Origin of the sequence: Bacteroides sp. CAG:633, assembly GCF_000435115.1 — a bacterium.
In the GTDB taxonomy this organism is placed as follows: domain Bacteria; phylum Bacteroidota; class Bacteroidia; order Bacteroidales; family Bacteroidaceae; genus Bacteroides; species Bacteroides ndongoniae.
In genome coordinates this window covers 26252-43263 of sequence record NZ_FR883019.1, presented here as the reverse complement: position 1 = coordinate 43263, position 17012 = coordinate 26252, and the positions used below count along the sequence as shown (strand labels likewise).

At 41.6% G+C, this 17012-nt stretch carries 7 protein-coding genes and 1 pseudogene; all 8 read left to right on the top strand.

Annotation, left to right across the window (positions count from 1 at the left end):
* Nucleotides 1-1400: discoidin domain-containing protein (locus QVP67_RS03685; RefSeq protein ID WP_288179872.1), on the top strand; the 1400-nt coding region annotated here is incomplete at its 5' end.
* 38 nt (nucleotides 1401-1438) lie between these two features.
* Nucleotides 1439-4009, top strand: coding sequence for a glycosyl hydrolase 115 family protein (locus tag QVP67_RS03680; protein ID WP_022162204.1), 2571 nt, complete (start codon nucleotides 1439-1441; stop codon nucleotides 4007-4009).
* Between the two features lie 74 nt (nucleotides 4010-4083).
* Nucleotides 4084-5952, top strand: coding sequence for a sialate O-acetylesterase (locus tag QVP67_RS03675; protein WP_022162203.1), 1869 nt, complete (start codon nucleotides 4084-4086; stop codon nucleotides 5950-5952).
* Between the two features lie 181 nt (nucleotides 5953-6133).
* Entirely contained in the window at nucleotides 6134-8086 is a 1953-nt protein-coding gene (locus QVP67_RS03670) for a glycoside hydrolase family 5 protein (protein WP_288179871.1), read from the top strand.
* Between the two features lie 18 nt (nucleotides 8087-8104).
* Nucleotides 8105-9238, top strand: a pseudogene (locus QVP67_RS03665) (endo-1,4-beta-xylanase).
* Nucleotides 9239-9332: 94 nt separating this feature from the next.
* Nucleotides 9333-11753: a glycoside hydrolase family 127 protein gene (locus QVP67_RS03660; RefSeq protein WP_022162198.1), complete on the top strand. Its 2421-nt coding sequence runs from the start codon at nucleotides 9333-9335 to the stop codon at nucleotides 11751-11753.
* 191 nt (nucleotides 11754-11944) lie between these two features.
* Nucleotides 11945-14107, top strand: coding sequence for a glycoside hydrolase family 43 protein (locus QVP67_RS03655; protein WP_288179870.1), 2163 nt, complete (start codon nucleotides 11945-11947; stop codon nucleotides 14105-14107).
* A 300-nt stretch (nucleotides 14108-14407) separates the two neighbouring features.
* On the top strand, nucleotides 14408-16888 hold the full coding sequence (locus QVP67_RS03650) for a family 43 glycosylhydrolase (protein ID WP_288179869.1): 2481 nt from the start codon (nucleotides 14408-14410) through the stop codon (nucleotides 16886-16888).
* Nucleotides 16889-17012 lie beyond the last annotated feature (124 nt).

Below are 17012 nucleotides of genomic sequence, written 5' to 3'. Positions count from 1 at the left end.
CCGATACGGCGGCGTTCGAGGCTGATGTATTGCGTCAGCTGGAAGAAATGATACGCATTCATCGCAACCATCCGTCGGTGTTTGTCTGGAGTATGTGTAACGAACCTTTCTTTACCGATGGACAGACCATGCCGGGGGTGAAAAGATTGTTAAAGCGGATGGTTGAAAAAACTCACATGCTGGATGATACCCGTAAGGCTGCGGTTGGTGGAGTACAACGTCCGTTGGGAGAGGAACGTATCGATTTGATTGGTGACGTAGCTGGCTATAACGGCGATGGAGCTAATATCCCTGATTTCCAGCAGCCGCCTGTGCCTTCGGTAGTTACTGAATATGGTAGCACGACAGCAGACCGTCCGGGACAATATATACCCGGTTGGGGAGATCTGGCACGTGATGATAGTTGGAAAGGACGTACTTGGAGAAGCGGTCAGGCAATCTGGTGTGGTTTCGATCATGGCAGCATATTTGGTAGCGATATGGCTAAGATGGGTATTGTAGATTATTTCCGTTTACCGAAACGTTCCTGGTACTGGTATCGGACTGCTTATACCAAGGTGGCTCCACCTGAGTGGCCTGCCGAAGGGGAGGCCGCCCGCTTGCTGCTGAAAGCTTCGAAAACGGACGATATTGCAACAGATGGAACAGACGACACACAACTGATTGTAGTGGTAACAGATGCCGATGGCCGGGAATTGAGCAATACACCGACAGTGACATTGCGAGTAGTGTCCGGACCTGGTGAGTTTCCTACCGGAAAGTCTATTACTTTCCGCCCGGACAGTGATATTCGCATTCAGGATGGTAAGGCCGCCATTGCTTTTCGGTCTTATTATGCCGGAAATACAGTGGTGGAAGCTTCATCGCCCGGACTGTCTTCTGCTCGCTTGACATTACGCTTTGAGGGTGAACAGGCATATCAGGAAGGGGTTAGTCCAGAGGTTGTGGACCGTCCTTACATACGTTATATAAAAGGTATTGAAGGTGGCGAAATGCAAACTTATGGTCTGAATAATCCGACGTTTGCTTCAAGTTCGCAGAAAGGGCATTCACCGGGACTGGCTGCTGATGGTGATGAAGAAAGTTATTGGCAACCAGCGGCAGAGGAAAACTCGGCTTATTGGATATTGGATACAGAAAGAGGACTTTGGCTGCATACTATAACGGCCCGGTTTGCAGAAAAAGTAAACTGCCGTTTTAAAATAGAAATTTCTGCCGATAAAGAAACGTGGCAGCTTGTGGGTGATTATAGTACAACTACAGGTGAGAAACAAGATGTAAGGCTTTCTTTTGAACAGCCATTGAAGATGCGTTTTGTACGTTTTTCTTTCAGTATGGATGAAGGAAGTATTTGGCCTCGATTGGCAGAAGTCAGGGTACAAGGCCGTGTAGCTGATTAAGTATTTGAATATAGGATAATAAAATGAATAGAATGAATATGAAACAAATTTTAATGTCTTTATTGTTGCTGCTAACGACGTCGCTTTATGCTACTGATGTTGTGACGGTGAGTTACGAGGGTGGCATTAATAAAGTAGAACTGACTAAAGCTGCAATCTTATATGATGCCGATGATTGGGAGGTTGCTAAAAAAGCTGCCTGTCTGCTTGCGGCAGATATTGAACGGGTGACAGGAAATTCGATTGTGGCGCAAACTACAGCATTGCAGAATGGAGAAGCTGTAATTGTAGGTACTATTGGACATAGTCGTTGGATAGACTGGTTGGTAGAAGAAGGGAAACTGGATATCTCAACTATTCAGGGAGGTTGGGAACGTTTTATCGTTCGTACTATTGAGCATCCGTTTGACGGAGTGAAACGTGCTATAGTAGTGGCTGGTAGCGATCGTCGTGGAACTGCTTATGGTGTTTTCTCTATCAGCGAGGCTATTGGTGTTTCGCCCTGGTATTGGTGGGCCGATGTGCCAGTAGTACATAGGGACGCCGTTTTTGTAGAGGCAAACTATGTATCTGACACACCATCGATAAAGTATCGTGGCATTTTTATCAATGATGAAGATTGGGGCATGAAACCTTGGGCTTCCAAGAACTTCGAAAAGGAACTGAACGATATAGGTCCTAAGACATATGCGAAGGTATGCGAACTGATTCTTCGTCTGAAAGGAAATATGTTAGCTCCGGCTATGCATACCTGTACAGGGGCTTTTTATTCTCATCCGGACAGTAAGAAGGTGGCTGATGAATACGGCATTCTTATTACTACGTCGCATTGCGAACCTTTGCTGTTCAATAATGCTTCGACATGGGAGTGGAATAAGGGACGTGATGGTGAATGGAATTATAAGACCAACCGGAAGACTATATTGAAAAAGCTGGATAACCGTGTAAAAGAGGCTGCCCCTTATGAAAACGTATATACGTTAGCCATGCGCGGATTGCACGACGAGGGAATGCGTGGCGACATGAGTGAAGAAGAAAAAGTCGAAATGTTGTCGCAAGCCATCACAGACCAGCGCAAGATTTTAAAGAAATACATTGATAAACCACTTGAAGAGGTTCCACAGATATTTGTACCTTACAAAGAGGCATTGGAGTTGTACGAAGCGGGTCTGAAAGTTCCGGACGAAGTTACTTTGGTTTGGGTGGATGATAACTATGGTTATTTAAAGCGCTTAAGCAATCCGGATGAACAAAAGCGTACAGGACGTGCAGGGGTATATTATCACACATCTTATCTGGGAGCTCCTCATGATTATTTGTGGCTTAATACAACTCCTCCCGTGTTGATGTACGAAGAGTTGAAGAAGGCTTACGATACGGGGGCCGACCGATATTGGTTGCTTAATGTAGGAGACATCAAGCCGATGGAGTTGGCTGTAACGACATTCTTTGATATGGCTTGGGATTTTGATCGTTTTGATTATCAGAATGTGAACCGTCATCAGGCTGATTATCTGGCTGGTGTATTTGGACTGACTTTCCGAGGCGAGTTCCAGACTTTGCTTGATGATTATTACCGTTTGGCTTGGAGTCGTAAGCCTGAGTTTATGGGATGGGAGAGAGAGTGGGATGCGCCTCATTTAGAAAAACTGAGCGATACGGAATATTCGTTTGCCAATTATAATGATGCACGAGGACGTCTGGCTGATTATCGGCTGTTATCGGATAAAGCAAAAAGATTGCTTGACGTGATGCCCAAGGCATATCGTCCGGCTTTTTACGAGATGGTGGCTTATCCGGCTATGGCTTCGTATCAGATGAACCGTAAATTCCTGATGGCGCAACTGAATCATGAATTGCTGAAACAGAATGATGTGGCTGGCGCTAATTGGGCTGCCCGTGAATCAGAATTAGCTTTTGACAGTATCCAGGCATTGAACGATTGCTATAATAGTTTGTTGGATGGTAAATGGAATTATATGATGGAACTGGCTCCGGGATGGTGTGCCAAATATCAGAATATGCCTGATGTTACTTTTACCGAAGGAGTGGTTGCACAAGAGGTTGATATTAATCCATTACCCAATGAGGATGTATTGCAAGGTTGTGCGGTGCTCGATTTGGCTGATTATACAAGTAAAACAGAATCTGCTATTCATTCCTTACAATTGCTTGAGGGATTGGGCTATGATTGGCGTTGCATTCAGCTGGGTGAGGCTACACAACCGGTTGTTGATCCGAGAGCCAAGGATGCACCCCGTTTTGAATATGAATTAGGCAAAATAGATGCAGACAGTGTGGAGGTAACGGTATATACATTGCCATTTTTCCCGATATACGAAGGGCGTAGTACGCGTTTCGGTGTTTCCGTAGATCAGTCGGAAGTAGCTATTGGTGAAAATCTTCCAAAAGAATATTCGCCGGAGTGGAAGACACAAGTTTTGCAAAACGGTGCTGTTTTTAAAGCACTCTTCCCGATAGATCCGATGAAAGAAAAGCATACATTGGCTTTGATATGTGGAGATCCCGGTATGATTGTGCAACGGGTTGTTGTTGACTGGGGAGGTCTGAAGAAGACCTATGTTGGTCCAAGAAGTTATGGAAAATAATATCCGGTTGAGCTGGGTAATGAAAGTTTTTTGAGTTTTAGAATTATTTTCCAGATTCATATAATAGAATTAAAATGAAACGATTATCATACATTATATATAGTTTATTGGTGCTTTTGTCGGCACAACCTTTGGCGGCTAAAATACGTTTGCCAAAACTTGTCAGTGACCGGATGGTGCTTCAGCGTGATACGGAACTGAAAATCTGGGGATGGGCTGATCCTGCTGAAAAAGTAACAGTACGCTTTAGAGGTAGTTTTTATAATACGGAAGCTGATGATAAAGGCAACTGGCAGGTGATGTTGCCGGCTCAGACGGCTGGCGGTCCTTTCATTATGGAAGTAAATGAGTTGACGATACGTGATGTATTGGTCGGTGATGTGTGGCTGATGTCTGGACAATCCAATCAGGAAACGCCTATTCATCGGCTGGTTGAAAAATTCCCGGAGATACCAGTGTCCAATAATCACATGATTCGTCATTATAAGGTTCCTACACAAGATTCAAAAGAAGAGTTGAAGGAAGAGATTGCTGGTGATGCCGTATGGCATTCGGCTACTTCGTCGGAAGTGATGAATTGGACTTCGTTGGCCTATTTTTTTGCAGTAGAAACGTATAACTATACAGGTCTTCCCGTTGGAGTGATAGTTTCAAGCCTTGGAGGATCGTCCATACAGTCGTGGGTCAGTCAGGAACATCTGAAAGAAGTGCCTCGTTATGTCGTTGATCAAGAGGCTTTTGAAGCTGTAAAACAGGCTCGTCAGGATAAAGGTGAAGGCTTGTGGTACAAGAAAGATTGGAATGATTCGGATTGGCAGACGATAGATGTACCGAGTACATGGGCTGAAAAAGGTATTCAGACGAAAGGGGCTATCTGGTACAGGAAAAGTTTTGTATGTCCGGCTTCCATGGTAGGGCGTCATGCTAAACTGTATATGGGACGCATGGCGGATGACGACAGGGTATATGTGAATGGATGCCTGGTTGGCCATACAACCTACTTTGGTCCTCCTCGTAAATATGATGTTCCTGCCGGTGTGTTGGTTGAGGGGGTGAATAATATAACTTTAAGACTGGAAGCAGTAAACGGATACGGTGAGATTGTACCGGACAAACCCTATTTGTTGAAAGGAGATGCAGATGAAGTAAATCTGGAAGGTGAGTGGAAATATGCAGTCGGTTATGATAAACGTGAAGCGGATAAATATGCTGACCGATTGAAAAATCTGCGTCAAGCCGGTTCTGGACTTTATAATGGAATGATTTATCCGATTCGTCATTGGAAAGTTCGTGGAGCAGTATGGTATCAAGGTGAAAGCAATACGGGACGTCCTGATGAGTATTATCCGATGTTGAAAGGGTTGGTAGAGAATTGGCGTGAATTGTGGAATATGCCTGATATGCCATTCTTTTTGGTTCAGCTTCCTAATTATATGAAGAAACATGATAAACCGACGGATAGCGGATGGGCTCGATTGCGTGAAGCGCAACTGAAGGCTGCATTGACAATTCCTAATACATCATTGGCTGTAACTTATGATGTCGGTGAGTGGAATGACATTCATCCTTTGGATAAAAAAAGTGTGGCAAAAAGATTATTCTTGGGAGCGAAAAAGTTGGCTTATGGGGAAAAATTGGTTTGTCAAGGCCCTGTTTATAAAGATATGAAGATAGAGGGCAACCGTATAATACTTACTTTCGACACGCAAGGACGTGGCCTGAAGTCTCGTGGTGGTGCTTTGAAACATTTTGCGATAGCTGGTGAAGATCGGAAATTTGTTTGGGCTGATGCTGTGATAAAAGGAAATAAAGTAGTTGTTAGTAGCTCGGAAATAGAACATCCCGTAGCTGTTCGTTATGCATGGAGTGACAATCCGTCGGATGCGAATTTGTGTAATAAGGATGGTTTGTTGGCATCACCATTTCGGACGGATATTTGGTAGGAATTTAAGATTTTGAGGATAAAATTCCAATTCGGGCTTGTTTTTCATGTGTAATTAACAAAATTAAACGCGTGATGTTACGTAAGCGAAAGTTTATGTAACATAAACATAAGGTGTATTTGGAATAGAGAGGCTATTTTTGCTTCATCACTAATATCATTAAACACACACATTTTTGCATATGAAAACACTATGGAATTTATTTCTGTTTTTGGCATTGTTTGTTGTGTCATCATGTTCGGATGACAAAATGCCAGAAGAATCGGGAGAGTCAGACGTTGAAACACCAGAAGAAAAGCCGGGAGATACTCCGGATATAGGTAATATGCCTAAACTTTCGGTCGTTGGACGTTATTTGAGAAATGAAGAGGGTGATATTGTTAATCTGCATGGATTTGCAATGACTTTTAGCCCATTCTTTAATCAGAACACATGGGGAGATTATGATGTAGACGGATGTATGCGTCATAATAAAAAACAGATAGACGGAATGTTGAGTGCAGGATGGAGGGTGAACTTTGTGCGTATGCATTTGGACCCGTATTGGAGTGATGATCCTGCACTGCCGTCTGTTCGTTATGAAGGTCATGAACGTTTTTCGGAATCGCGCTTTCGTAAGTATCTGGATGAACTGTTTGTTCCTATGGCTGAATACGCCAATGAAAGAGGAATATACGTAGTAATGCGTCCGCCTGGAGTTTCTCCGGATACAATAGCTGTAGGAGATGACTATAATGACTTCCTGATAAAAGTATGGGATATCGTTTCTCAGCATCCTAAATTGAAGAATAATAAAGGTGTCATGTTTGAATTGGCTAATGAGCCAATCAATATTATGACTGCGGATGGTAGCCGTTGTGGAAGTGGAGAACAAATTTTTTATGATCAGATGAAGATTTTCTGTCAGGCTATTGTCGACAAGATACGGGATAATGGGGCTCGGAATATAATTTGGGTACCAGGATTGGGCTATCAGTCACAATATAGTGGTTATGCCATCAATCCTATTGAAGGGGATAATATAGGTTATGCCATTCATGTATATCCTGGTTGGTATGGCAGTGATGCCGAAAAGGAAAGTGCAGAACAGGGTGGCTCCTGGGGAGGTGGTTATGAATCGTTCCAGCAGGGTTGGGACAATTCAATACAGCCTGCAGCCAATATAGCACCTATTATGGTGACTGAAATGGATTGGGCTCCGGCTAAATATGATTCAACCTGGGGTAAAAGTTATACAGGTGTAGCTGGTGGCTATGGGTTTGGTGCTAACTTTAAATATATTGTTGATAAGTGTGGAAATGTGAGTTGGTTACTTTTTGCGGGCTCTCATTTATTGATTGATTTTAAAGATGTGCCGGGCGAAGAAGGGGCCTATACTTTCCTGAACGATCCGGAAGCATGTCCTTGGCCTGTATATCATTGGTTTAAGGAATATGCTGGTGAAGAAATTCCTGAAGGCGATCTGGAAAGTCTGGAATTGGTTAATGTGAATACAGAGAATGAAATCAGAATGGGAGATGCTTGTTATGCAGCCATAAAGGCTGTGTATGCAGATGGAAGTAGCCAGATGGTGACCGAAAAAGTAAAATTCACTTGTGATAATCCGGATATAGTAACTGTAGGGGAGTTAGGTAAGATTTCAGCTCTTAAACAAGGTGAGGCTACGGTAATAGCATCTTATACTTCGCAGAAGGATGTAACTAAGGAGATAAGTTTTAAAGTCCGTGTTTTGAATCCATTTTTGTTGACTATGGAGATGTTTAATCCGTCGATTTTTGGTACTGGCTCATTTGATGAAGATACACATGTATTGATAACCGGTCAGTGGGGATTTGGTGGCTGGGAATATAAAAGCGGCCTTGATTTGTCGGGATATAAAAGCATACATGTAGAATTGGGAAATGATTATGCAGATCCAAATTTTGCTGTGTCATTTCGTTTGTTTGATGAAAATACTTATTGGGCTTCGCCTGCTGCTTATGATTTTGTCAATACTCGGAAAATTACGGTTGATTTGCACAATATGAAAGATGGTAACGGAGATAAGTTGGAGCCTTCGCATTTGTATATCATTGGTTTTTGGTCGAGTGGTAAAGGCCCGATAGTAATTAATAGTGTGACTTTGGAAGAATAATAATATTGGATGAATTTTATGAAAGGAAAGAGTTTGTTGCTTATTATGATGGCTGGGGCAGCATTATGTGCTTGTGCTACCCGCACATCTCGTGCTATTGTAAAGGAAGAACCTACGTTGAAATCTGTTTTAGGTGATAAATTTCTGATAGGCGTAGCCATGAATACGTTTCAGTCTTCTGGGCGAGATACAAATGGAGTAAATATAGTGAAAAAACATTTTAATGCTATTGTGGCGGAAAATTGTATGAAATGCCAGACCATTCATCCTCAGGAAGACAGATATAATTTTCGTCAGGCTGATGAATTTGTTAAATTTGGCGAGGATAATGGATTGACAGTTACTGGTCATTGTCTGATATGGCATTCACAATTGGCACCTTGGTTCTGTGTAGATAAAGATGGAAATAATGTGTCTCCAGAAGTTTTGAAGTAGCGTATGAAAGATCATATTATGACTGTTGTTGGTCGTTATAAAGGACGGATTAAAGGTTGGGATGTTGTGAATGAGGCCATCATGGAGAATGGCTCTTATAGAAACAGTAAATTTTATCAGATTTTGGGAGAAGAATTTATTCCTTTAGCTTTCCAATATGCCCATGAGGCAGATCCAGATGCAGAATTGTATTACAACGATTATAATATGCATTTTAAAGGGAAACGCGATGCTGTTGTTAAGCTGGTTAATGATATGAAGGCTAGAGGATTGCGGGTAGATGCTATTGGAATGCAAGGACATGTTGGAATGAACTATCCAGATTTGTCTGATTTTGAACAGAGTATCGTGGCTTTTGCTTCAACAGGAGCCAAAGTCATGATTACAGAATGGGATATGAGCGCACTTCCAGAAGTGAATCGTACGGCAAATATTGCTGATACGGTTGCTTTTCGCAAAGCATTAAATCCTTATCCGGTTTCTTTGCCTGATAGTGTTTCTGAAAAGTGGAATAAACGAATGGCTGAGTTTATGAATCTTTTTGTTAAACATTCTGATGTGATTAGCAGAGTTACAGCATGGGGAGTAAGTGACGGAGATTCGTGGAAGAATGGATTTCCCGTACGTGGACGTAAAGATTATGCGTTGCTTTTTGATCGTGACTATCAACCGAAACCTTTTGTGAAAGATTTGTTGGAAAAATCAATTACGAAGTAAAAGTTATTAGGTTTTGAATATGATGCAATGTAATGAATATTAGGCGATTCTTTGTACATTTGCATCGTTGTGTTATTTTTATATTTGTTCAATTATGATTAATAAAAATAAGATTTTTATTGCAGCCTTTTGTCTTGTTGGCATTATGCCGAATAGTGTTGCTCAGGATAAATTATATTCCAATACCTTTTCATTAGGAGAGGTAAAGTTGTTGGACGGCCCGTTTAAACATGCATGTGACTTGAATGTAGATGTGCTGTTGAAGTATGACGTAGACCGTTTGCTGGCTCCTTTTTTGAAAGAAGCGGGTTTGCCTCCTAAAGGAGAAAGTTTTCCGAATTGGAAAGATTTGGACGGGCATGTTGGAGGTCATTACCTGTCAGCGTTGGCTATTCATTATGCGGCTACAGGAAATGAAGCATGTAAACAGCGTATGGATTATATGCTTGCCGAACTGAAGCGTTGTCAACAAAAACATGGTAACGGCTACGTTGGTGGTGTGCCTAATGGTATGGTGGCTTGGAATGAGATAAAGAAAGGCAACGTTGGAATTGTTTGGAAGTACTGGGTGCCTTGGTATAATATGCATAAGATTTATGCTGGTTTGAGAGATGCATGGTCGTATGGAGGAAGCGAAGAAGCACGTCAAATGTTTTTAGATCTTTGCGATTGGGGATTGACGATCATCGCTCCTCTTAATGAAGAACAAATGGAGCAGATGTTGGGTAATGAGTTTGGTGGCATGGATGAAGTATATGCTGATGCTTATCAGATGACCGGTGATTTGAAATATTTGGATGCCGCTAAACGTTTCTCTCATCATTGGTTGTTGGATAGTATGGTTGCTGGAGTGGACAATCTGGATAACAAACACGCCAATACCCAAGTTCCTAAAGTTGTAGGATATCAACGTATTGCAGAATTGAGCGATATGGCTGGTAGAGAACAGGATAAATCTACTTACGATTCTGCGGCATGCTTCTTTTGGAATACAGTGGTGAATAATCGTTCTTTAGCTTTGGGTGGTAATAGTCGTCGTGAACATTTTCCTGCTGCTACTGATTGTAAAAGTTACGTAGAGGATCGTGAAGGCCCTGAGTCTTGTAATACCAATAATATGCTGAAATTGACGGAAGGTCTTTTCCGTATGCATCCGGAAGCTCGTTATGCCGATTTCTACGAGCGAGCAATGTTCAATCATATTCTTTCTACTCAGCATCCTGAACATGGAGGATACGTGTATTTTACATCTGCACGTCCGGCTCACTATCGTGTTTACTCTGCACCGAACAGTGCTATGTGGTGTTGTGTAGGTACGGGTATGGAAAATCATGGGAAATATGGTGAGTTCATTTATACTCATCATGGTGATGATTTGTATGTGAATCTATTTGTTGCTTCTGAATTGAACTGGAAAGAGAAAGGGATTACCTTAACTCAAGAAACATCTTTCCCAGATGAAGAAAGCAGTCGGCTGGTATTGCATGTGAAGAAAGCAGTAAAAGCAAAGTTGCTTATTCGGCATCCTTGGTGGTGTGAAGCAGGCGCAATGAAGGTCGTTTGTCGGGGAAAAGACTATGCGGTAGATTCTAAGCCCTCAAGTTATATTGAGATAGACCGAAAATGGAAGGATGGGGATGTGATTGAAATAACCACTCCGATGAAAGTTACTGTAGAAGAGTTGCCGAATGTGTCTAATTATATTGCGATTATGCGTGGTCCTATTTTGTTGGGAGCGCGTATGGGCACTGAACATTTGGATGGCTTAATTGCAGATGATGATCGCTGGGGGCACATCGCTCATGGTCCGCTGGTTTCTGTGTTTGATACTCCGTTTATCATAGGTGATCGTAAGACAGTACTTTCTAAATTGGAAAATATGCAACCGGTAGCAGGTAAAAAAATGTGTTATACTGTTCCCGATTTGTTTACTTTGAAGGGAGAAAAACTTTCAGATTTGGTATTGGAACCTTTCTTCCGTATACATGATTGCCGTTATATGATGTACTGGCTTTCGATGAATGATGCAGAATATGCGGAATTTCAGAAAGCAGAGCGTGAAGCAGAACAACGTAAATTGTTGCTTGACCAACGTACAGTGGATGCCGTAGCTACTGCAGAGCAGCAGCCTGAAGTAGATCATAAGATGAAATATGAAAATTCACAAACTGGTCACTTCCAAGGTGAACCGTGGCGTGATGCTCGTGATGGTGGATACTTCCAATATAACCTGGCAACAGATGGTAAGACAGATCTTTCGTTGATGGTTCGTTATTGGGGAAATGAAACTTCTAACCGTTCGTTTGATATTCTGATTGATGGCGAATTATTGGTTGAGGAGAACTTGGTTGGTAAATGGAATAGGGAAGAATTGGTCAATGTAGAATATCCGATACCGGTAAATATGTTAGAAGGTAAATCTTCGATCACGGTTACTTTCCGTAGTAAACCAGGACAGGTTGCTGGTGGAGTATTTTATATCAGACTGCTGAAAAAGAATATCGAAAACGAATAGACTTTGCTATTTGGAAATGAAGTATAAAGTGTGCTTACGGAAAAGTGAATAGCAGACTTTTTTAAACTAGTGAAGGTCGGAGGGCTTACACAAAGTGTGAGGTGCTTCGACCTTTTTAATTAAGAAGACTAGTCTTTTGAGATTTGATAAAGAATTTGAGGTTAATACAATATTTGGACGTAATAAATATTATGAAAGCATTATTCTTAATCTGTCTGTTTGTAATGACTACTTCTGTTTTTGCACAAGAAACTGAGGGGAATATTTCGTGGACTGCAGATAATGGAAATGGTACCTATACGAATCCATTATTTTATGATGAATTCTCTGATCCGGATATAATTAGGGTTGGAGATGATTTTTATTTAGCGGGAACAACAATGCACGCTACTCCAGGTTTAGTAATTCTGCATTCAAAAGATCTGGTTAATTGGAAATTCATGAGTTATTGTTTTGACCGTTTCAATATGGGGGATGAATTTAAGCTGGAAAACGGGAAAGAAGCATATGGACAGGGTATATGGGCACCTTGTATCCGTTATCATGATGGTAAATTTTATGTTTTCAGTAATATAAATGGGCATGGACTACAAGTGTTTATAGCTGAGAATCCAGCTGGGCCTTGGAAACATATTAATATAGGCGGTCGCATTTATGATCTTTCTGTTTTGTTTGATGATGATGGAAAAATATATGCTGTATATAAGTATAATGAAGTGCATTTAATTGAAATGAAACCAGACCTTACAGGCTTTGTGGAAGGTAGTGAGCGTGTGATTATTCCTGCAGGGAATGCCATGGGAGAAGGACATCATTTTTATAAGATAAACGGTAAGTATTATATTATCAGTGCAAATTATGCTCCTGTTGGACGTATGCAATGTGCGCGTGCCGATCGGCCTGAGGGACCCTACGAAACGGTTACTATCAGTGCTAAAGAAACAATGGGAACACGGCGTGTGCATTCAGTGAATAATGTCGGATTAGGTAGTCCTGTGCCGGAAGATGGTTTTGATTTTAATGTTTCGGGTGATGATGGCAATTATTTTAGTGCTGTGCCTTTGCATCAAGGAGGAATTGTTGATTTACCTAATGGTGAATGGTGGGGAATTTCTATGACCGACTTTCGTGCTGTGGGGCGAACGGTCTGTTTGTCGCCCGTGACATGGGCAGATGGTTGGCCATATTTTGGATTGCCGGGTAATTTAGGACGTACTCCGCGTACTTGGTTTAAACCGAATGTGGAATCTGTATCGCTTCCTCACGCTCCTTATATTCGTAGTGATAGCTTTGATAATGATGAACTTTTACCCATTTGGCAATGGAATCATGAACCTGTAGATAAGAAATGGGCATTGAAAAATGGTAAGTTACGTTTGCAGATTATGCCTGCACGAAATTTCCTTTGGGCCAAGAATACGTTGACACAACGTTGTATCGGTCCTATATCTACCGCTACAGTGGAATTGGACGCTTCCCGTTTGAGAGATGGTGATGTGGCAGGTCTAGGATTGCTAAATATGCCTTATGCGTGGTTAGGAGTTGTATGTACAGGAAAAGCAAAGGATCTTGTAATGAAGGTACAACAAGGAAATAAGACAATTTCATTACAGAAGCAGATGGGGATGAAGGATCCTGTGTACAAAGGAATTGTTTATCTGAGAATTACGGTGGACTTAGATGCTGATTTAGCCCAATTCTATTATAGTTTGAATGGAAGTGAGTATGAAAAGGCTGGTGAAGAAGTGTTGCTCCCTTATCAATTAAAGACGTTCCAAGGATCGCGTTATTCTCTTTTTGCATACAATGAGAAGGAAAGAGAGGGAGGATATGCTTGTTTTGATAATTTTGTAGTTGACGAACCAATGGCAAATCGAACTTCTAACTTGCCAATAGGGAAAGTTATAAGTTTGTGCAATTTGTCTAATGGTACTTATGCTTGGGCTAATCCGCATGGGATGCTTCATTCTGCAGGTAAAGGTAGCCGTGAATACCAGAATGGAGGATGTTTTTTCAAGGTGCATGATCGCGGTAAAGGTCGTATTGCTTTAGAAGCAATGAATGGAACAGGATTCCTGACTGTTGTAGGGGCAGGATTGTCAGCGGATGTGCGTATGATGGAAAAGGAGAGTGATGCAAGTCTCTTTTTATGGCAAGATATGCTTCGTGGACAATGTATGCTCTTATCCTTGAGCACGAACCGTTATATTGGCATTGATCCTGTAACTGGTGAACCTTATGGCGCTGATTGGACAGGCTGTTGCCCGGACAGAAAAGATGGAACCGTGTTCACTTGGACTGTTATAGATAGTGATGGAAGTGTGAAAAAGACGGAAGAAAGTGCAACTTATTAATAATAGCTCGGCAGGAAAAAAATAGAATCTTGCCGAGCTTTTTCTTTTTTACTTCATCAATGTTTATTTTGAGTTCTGAAGTCCAATTTTATGTTTTTGAAGAAGAAGAGTCCCTTTTAATACGAAAAAAATGCATTTTTTGCCCATGATGTAACATGAACGAATGTATTTGTAACATTCTTCTTGGGTTAATTGCTCGAAGTTGCTTTACTTTGTAATTGCCTTCAAGACGAAAAGGTTGAAAGTCGGAAGAACTGTTTTATAGGAAAAAAATATATAATAAATATTGAAGTGAATACCATGAAAAAGAAATTATTATTTACGGCTGTTGCTTGTGCGTGTGCGGCAGTCTTGTGTCCTCTTGCAGCACAAAACCCGATAGTACAGACGTGCTATACGACCGATCCGGCTCCTATGGTACATGATGGTACTCTTTATGTTTATACCGGACATGATGAAGATCGTGCCGACTTTTTCTGGATGCAGGAATGGCGGGTTTATTCTACTACCGATATGGTGAATTGGACTGACCACGGATCCCTTCTTGCGATTGAATCGTTTGAATGGGCAGATGATCGGGCTTGGGCTGCGCAATGTATAGAACGTAATGGAAAGTTCTATTGGTATGTTTGCCTTCATTCCAAGTTGACCAATGCGATGGCTATTGGGGTGGCTGTTGGTGATAGTCCTACTGGTCCTTTTAAAGATGCAATTGGGAAACCGCTTTGTGATGGCAGTTGGGATTACATAGATCCTACTGTTTGGATTGATGATGATGGACAGGCTTATCTTTATTGGGGAAATCCTAATGTTTACTACGCAAAGTTGAATGATGACATGATCTCCATAAAGGGTGAAGTCGGTAAAATAGAACAAACTGTTGAAAGTTTTGGTGCTCCTAATCCTGAAAAAAGGGTAAAAGGACAGAAATATAAAGATATCTATACCGAAGGTCCTTGGTTGCATAAGCGCAACGGAAAATATTATCTGCTTTATGCGGCAGGTGGGGTACCAGAACATATTGCATATTCTATGGCAGATGCACCGTTGGGGCCTTGGAAATATATGGGTGAGATAATGCCTTTACAGGATACAGGCTCTTTTACGAACCATTGCGGTATTATTGATTATAAAGGCAATTCGTACTTCTTCTATCATACAGGTAAATTGCCAGGTGGGGGAGGCTTTGGTCGAAGTGCTGCGGTAGAACAATTTACATTTAACGACGATGGAACATTCCCTATTATTAACGCCACAAAAGAAGGAGTGAAGCCTGTTGGAACTTTGAATCCTCGTCAACGTGTTGAGGCGGAAACGATTGCTTTCAGTGAAGGGTTGAAAACAGAGCCGAATGGTGATAATGGGGTATATGTTTCGGAAATTCATAACGGTGATTATATAAAAGTGCGTGAGGTCGATTTCGGCAATCAATCACCTCGTCGGTTTATTGCTTCTATTAGCAGTGCGTTGCGTGGTGGAACATTGGAGGTTCATTTGGATAGTATTCGTGGGGAACAGATCACAGAAATAAAAGTACCTCATACGGGAGGTTGGGAGCGTTGGATGACAGTTGAGGCTTCTTTGCAAAAACAGGCAACAGGCTTACATGATGTATATTTTGTGTTTAAAGGCCGGAAAGGTTGCAAGCTCTTCAATTTTGATTGGTGGCAATTCTCGGATGAAGAGGCACAAGATATAATGAAAGATACGCAAGCGGCTGTTACCAATGTGCCAGGTTATGAGTATCCTCGTCTTGATAATGAACGTCGTGCCCATTTCCGCTTTTATGCTCCAGCCTGTAGTAGGATGCAGGTCGATATCTGTGGTAAGAAATATGATATGCAAAAAGATGCCAAAGGCTTCTGGACGGCGACTACCGATCCGTTGGTAGTAGGTTTTCATTATTATTTCCTTATTGTAGATGGCGTGCAGGTTTGCGATCCGTCAAGTGAAACATTCTTTGGTTGTTGTCGTGAATCAAGCGGTATCGAAGTGCCCGAAGGTGAAGAAGGCAATTATTATCGTCCGCAACAAGGAGTACCTCAGGGGCAGGTTCGTTCGGTTTCTTATTATGCAGAAAGTCAGAAATCCTTCCGTCGTGCCATGGTCTATACGCCAGCCGAATATGAGACTTCAGGAAAGAAACGTTATCCTGTTCTTTATTTGCAACATGGAATGGGTGAAGATGAAACAGGATGGAGTACACAAGGCCGTATGCAATTCATTATGGACAATCTGATAGCCAGTGGTAAATGTGTACCTATGATTGTAGTGATGGAGAGTGGTGATGTTAAGGCTCCTTTTGTACCTCGGCGAGGTAAAAATGTGAATAATGAACGTAACCTTTATGGAGCTTCGTTCTATGATGTGATTCTGAAAGACTTAATACCGATGGTTGACAAAACGTTCCGTACTAAATCTGACCGTCAGAATCGTGCTATGGCAGGATTGTCTTGGGGAGGACATCAGACTTTTAATACCGTATTGCCTAACTTGGATATGTTCTCTTACTTGGGTACTTTTAGTGGAGCCCTTTTCGGCGTTGATCTGAAAACTTGTTTCAATGGAGTATTTGCTGATGCCAAGAAGTTCAATAAACAGGTAAATTATATGTTTATGGGATGCGGATCGGAAGAGAATTTTGGCACAGAAAAAATGGTTAACGAACTGAAAGGAATGGGCATTGAGGTAGATTTTTATGAATCACCAGGCACTCATCATGAATGGTTGACTTGGAGACGTTGCCTGAAAGAGTTTTTGCCTCATTTGTTTAAAAAATGATAGTCTCTGAAGAGTAGATTACCGGTTATTTGTTTAATTTTGCTTCATTCTCTATACTAAAGTATTACATTATCAATGATAGTATTCTTGTCACTTGAGAAGCGGAAAATTATAGAGGCTTAGT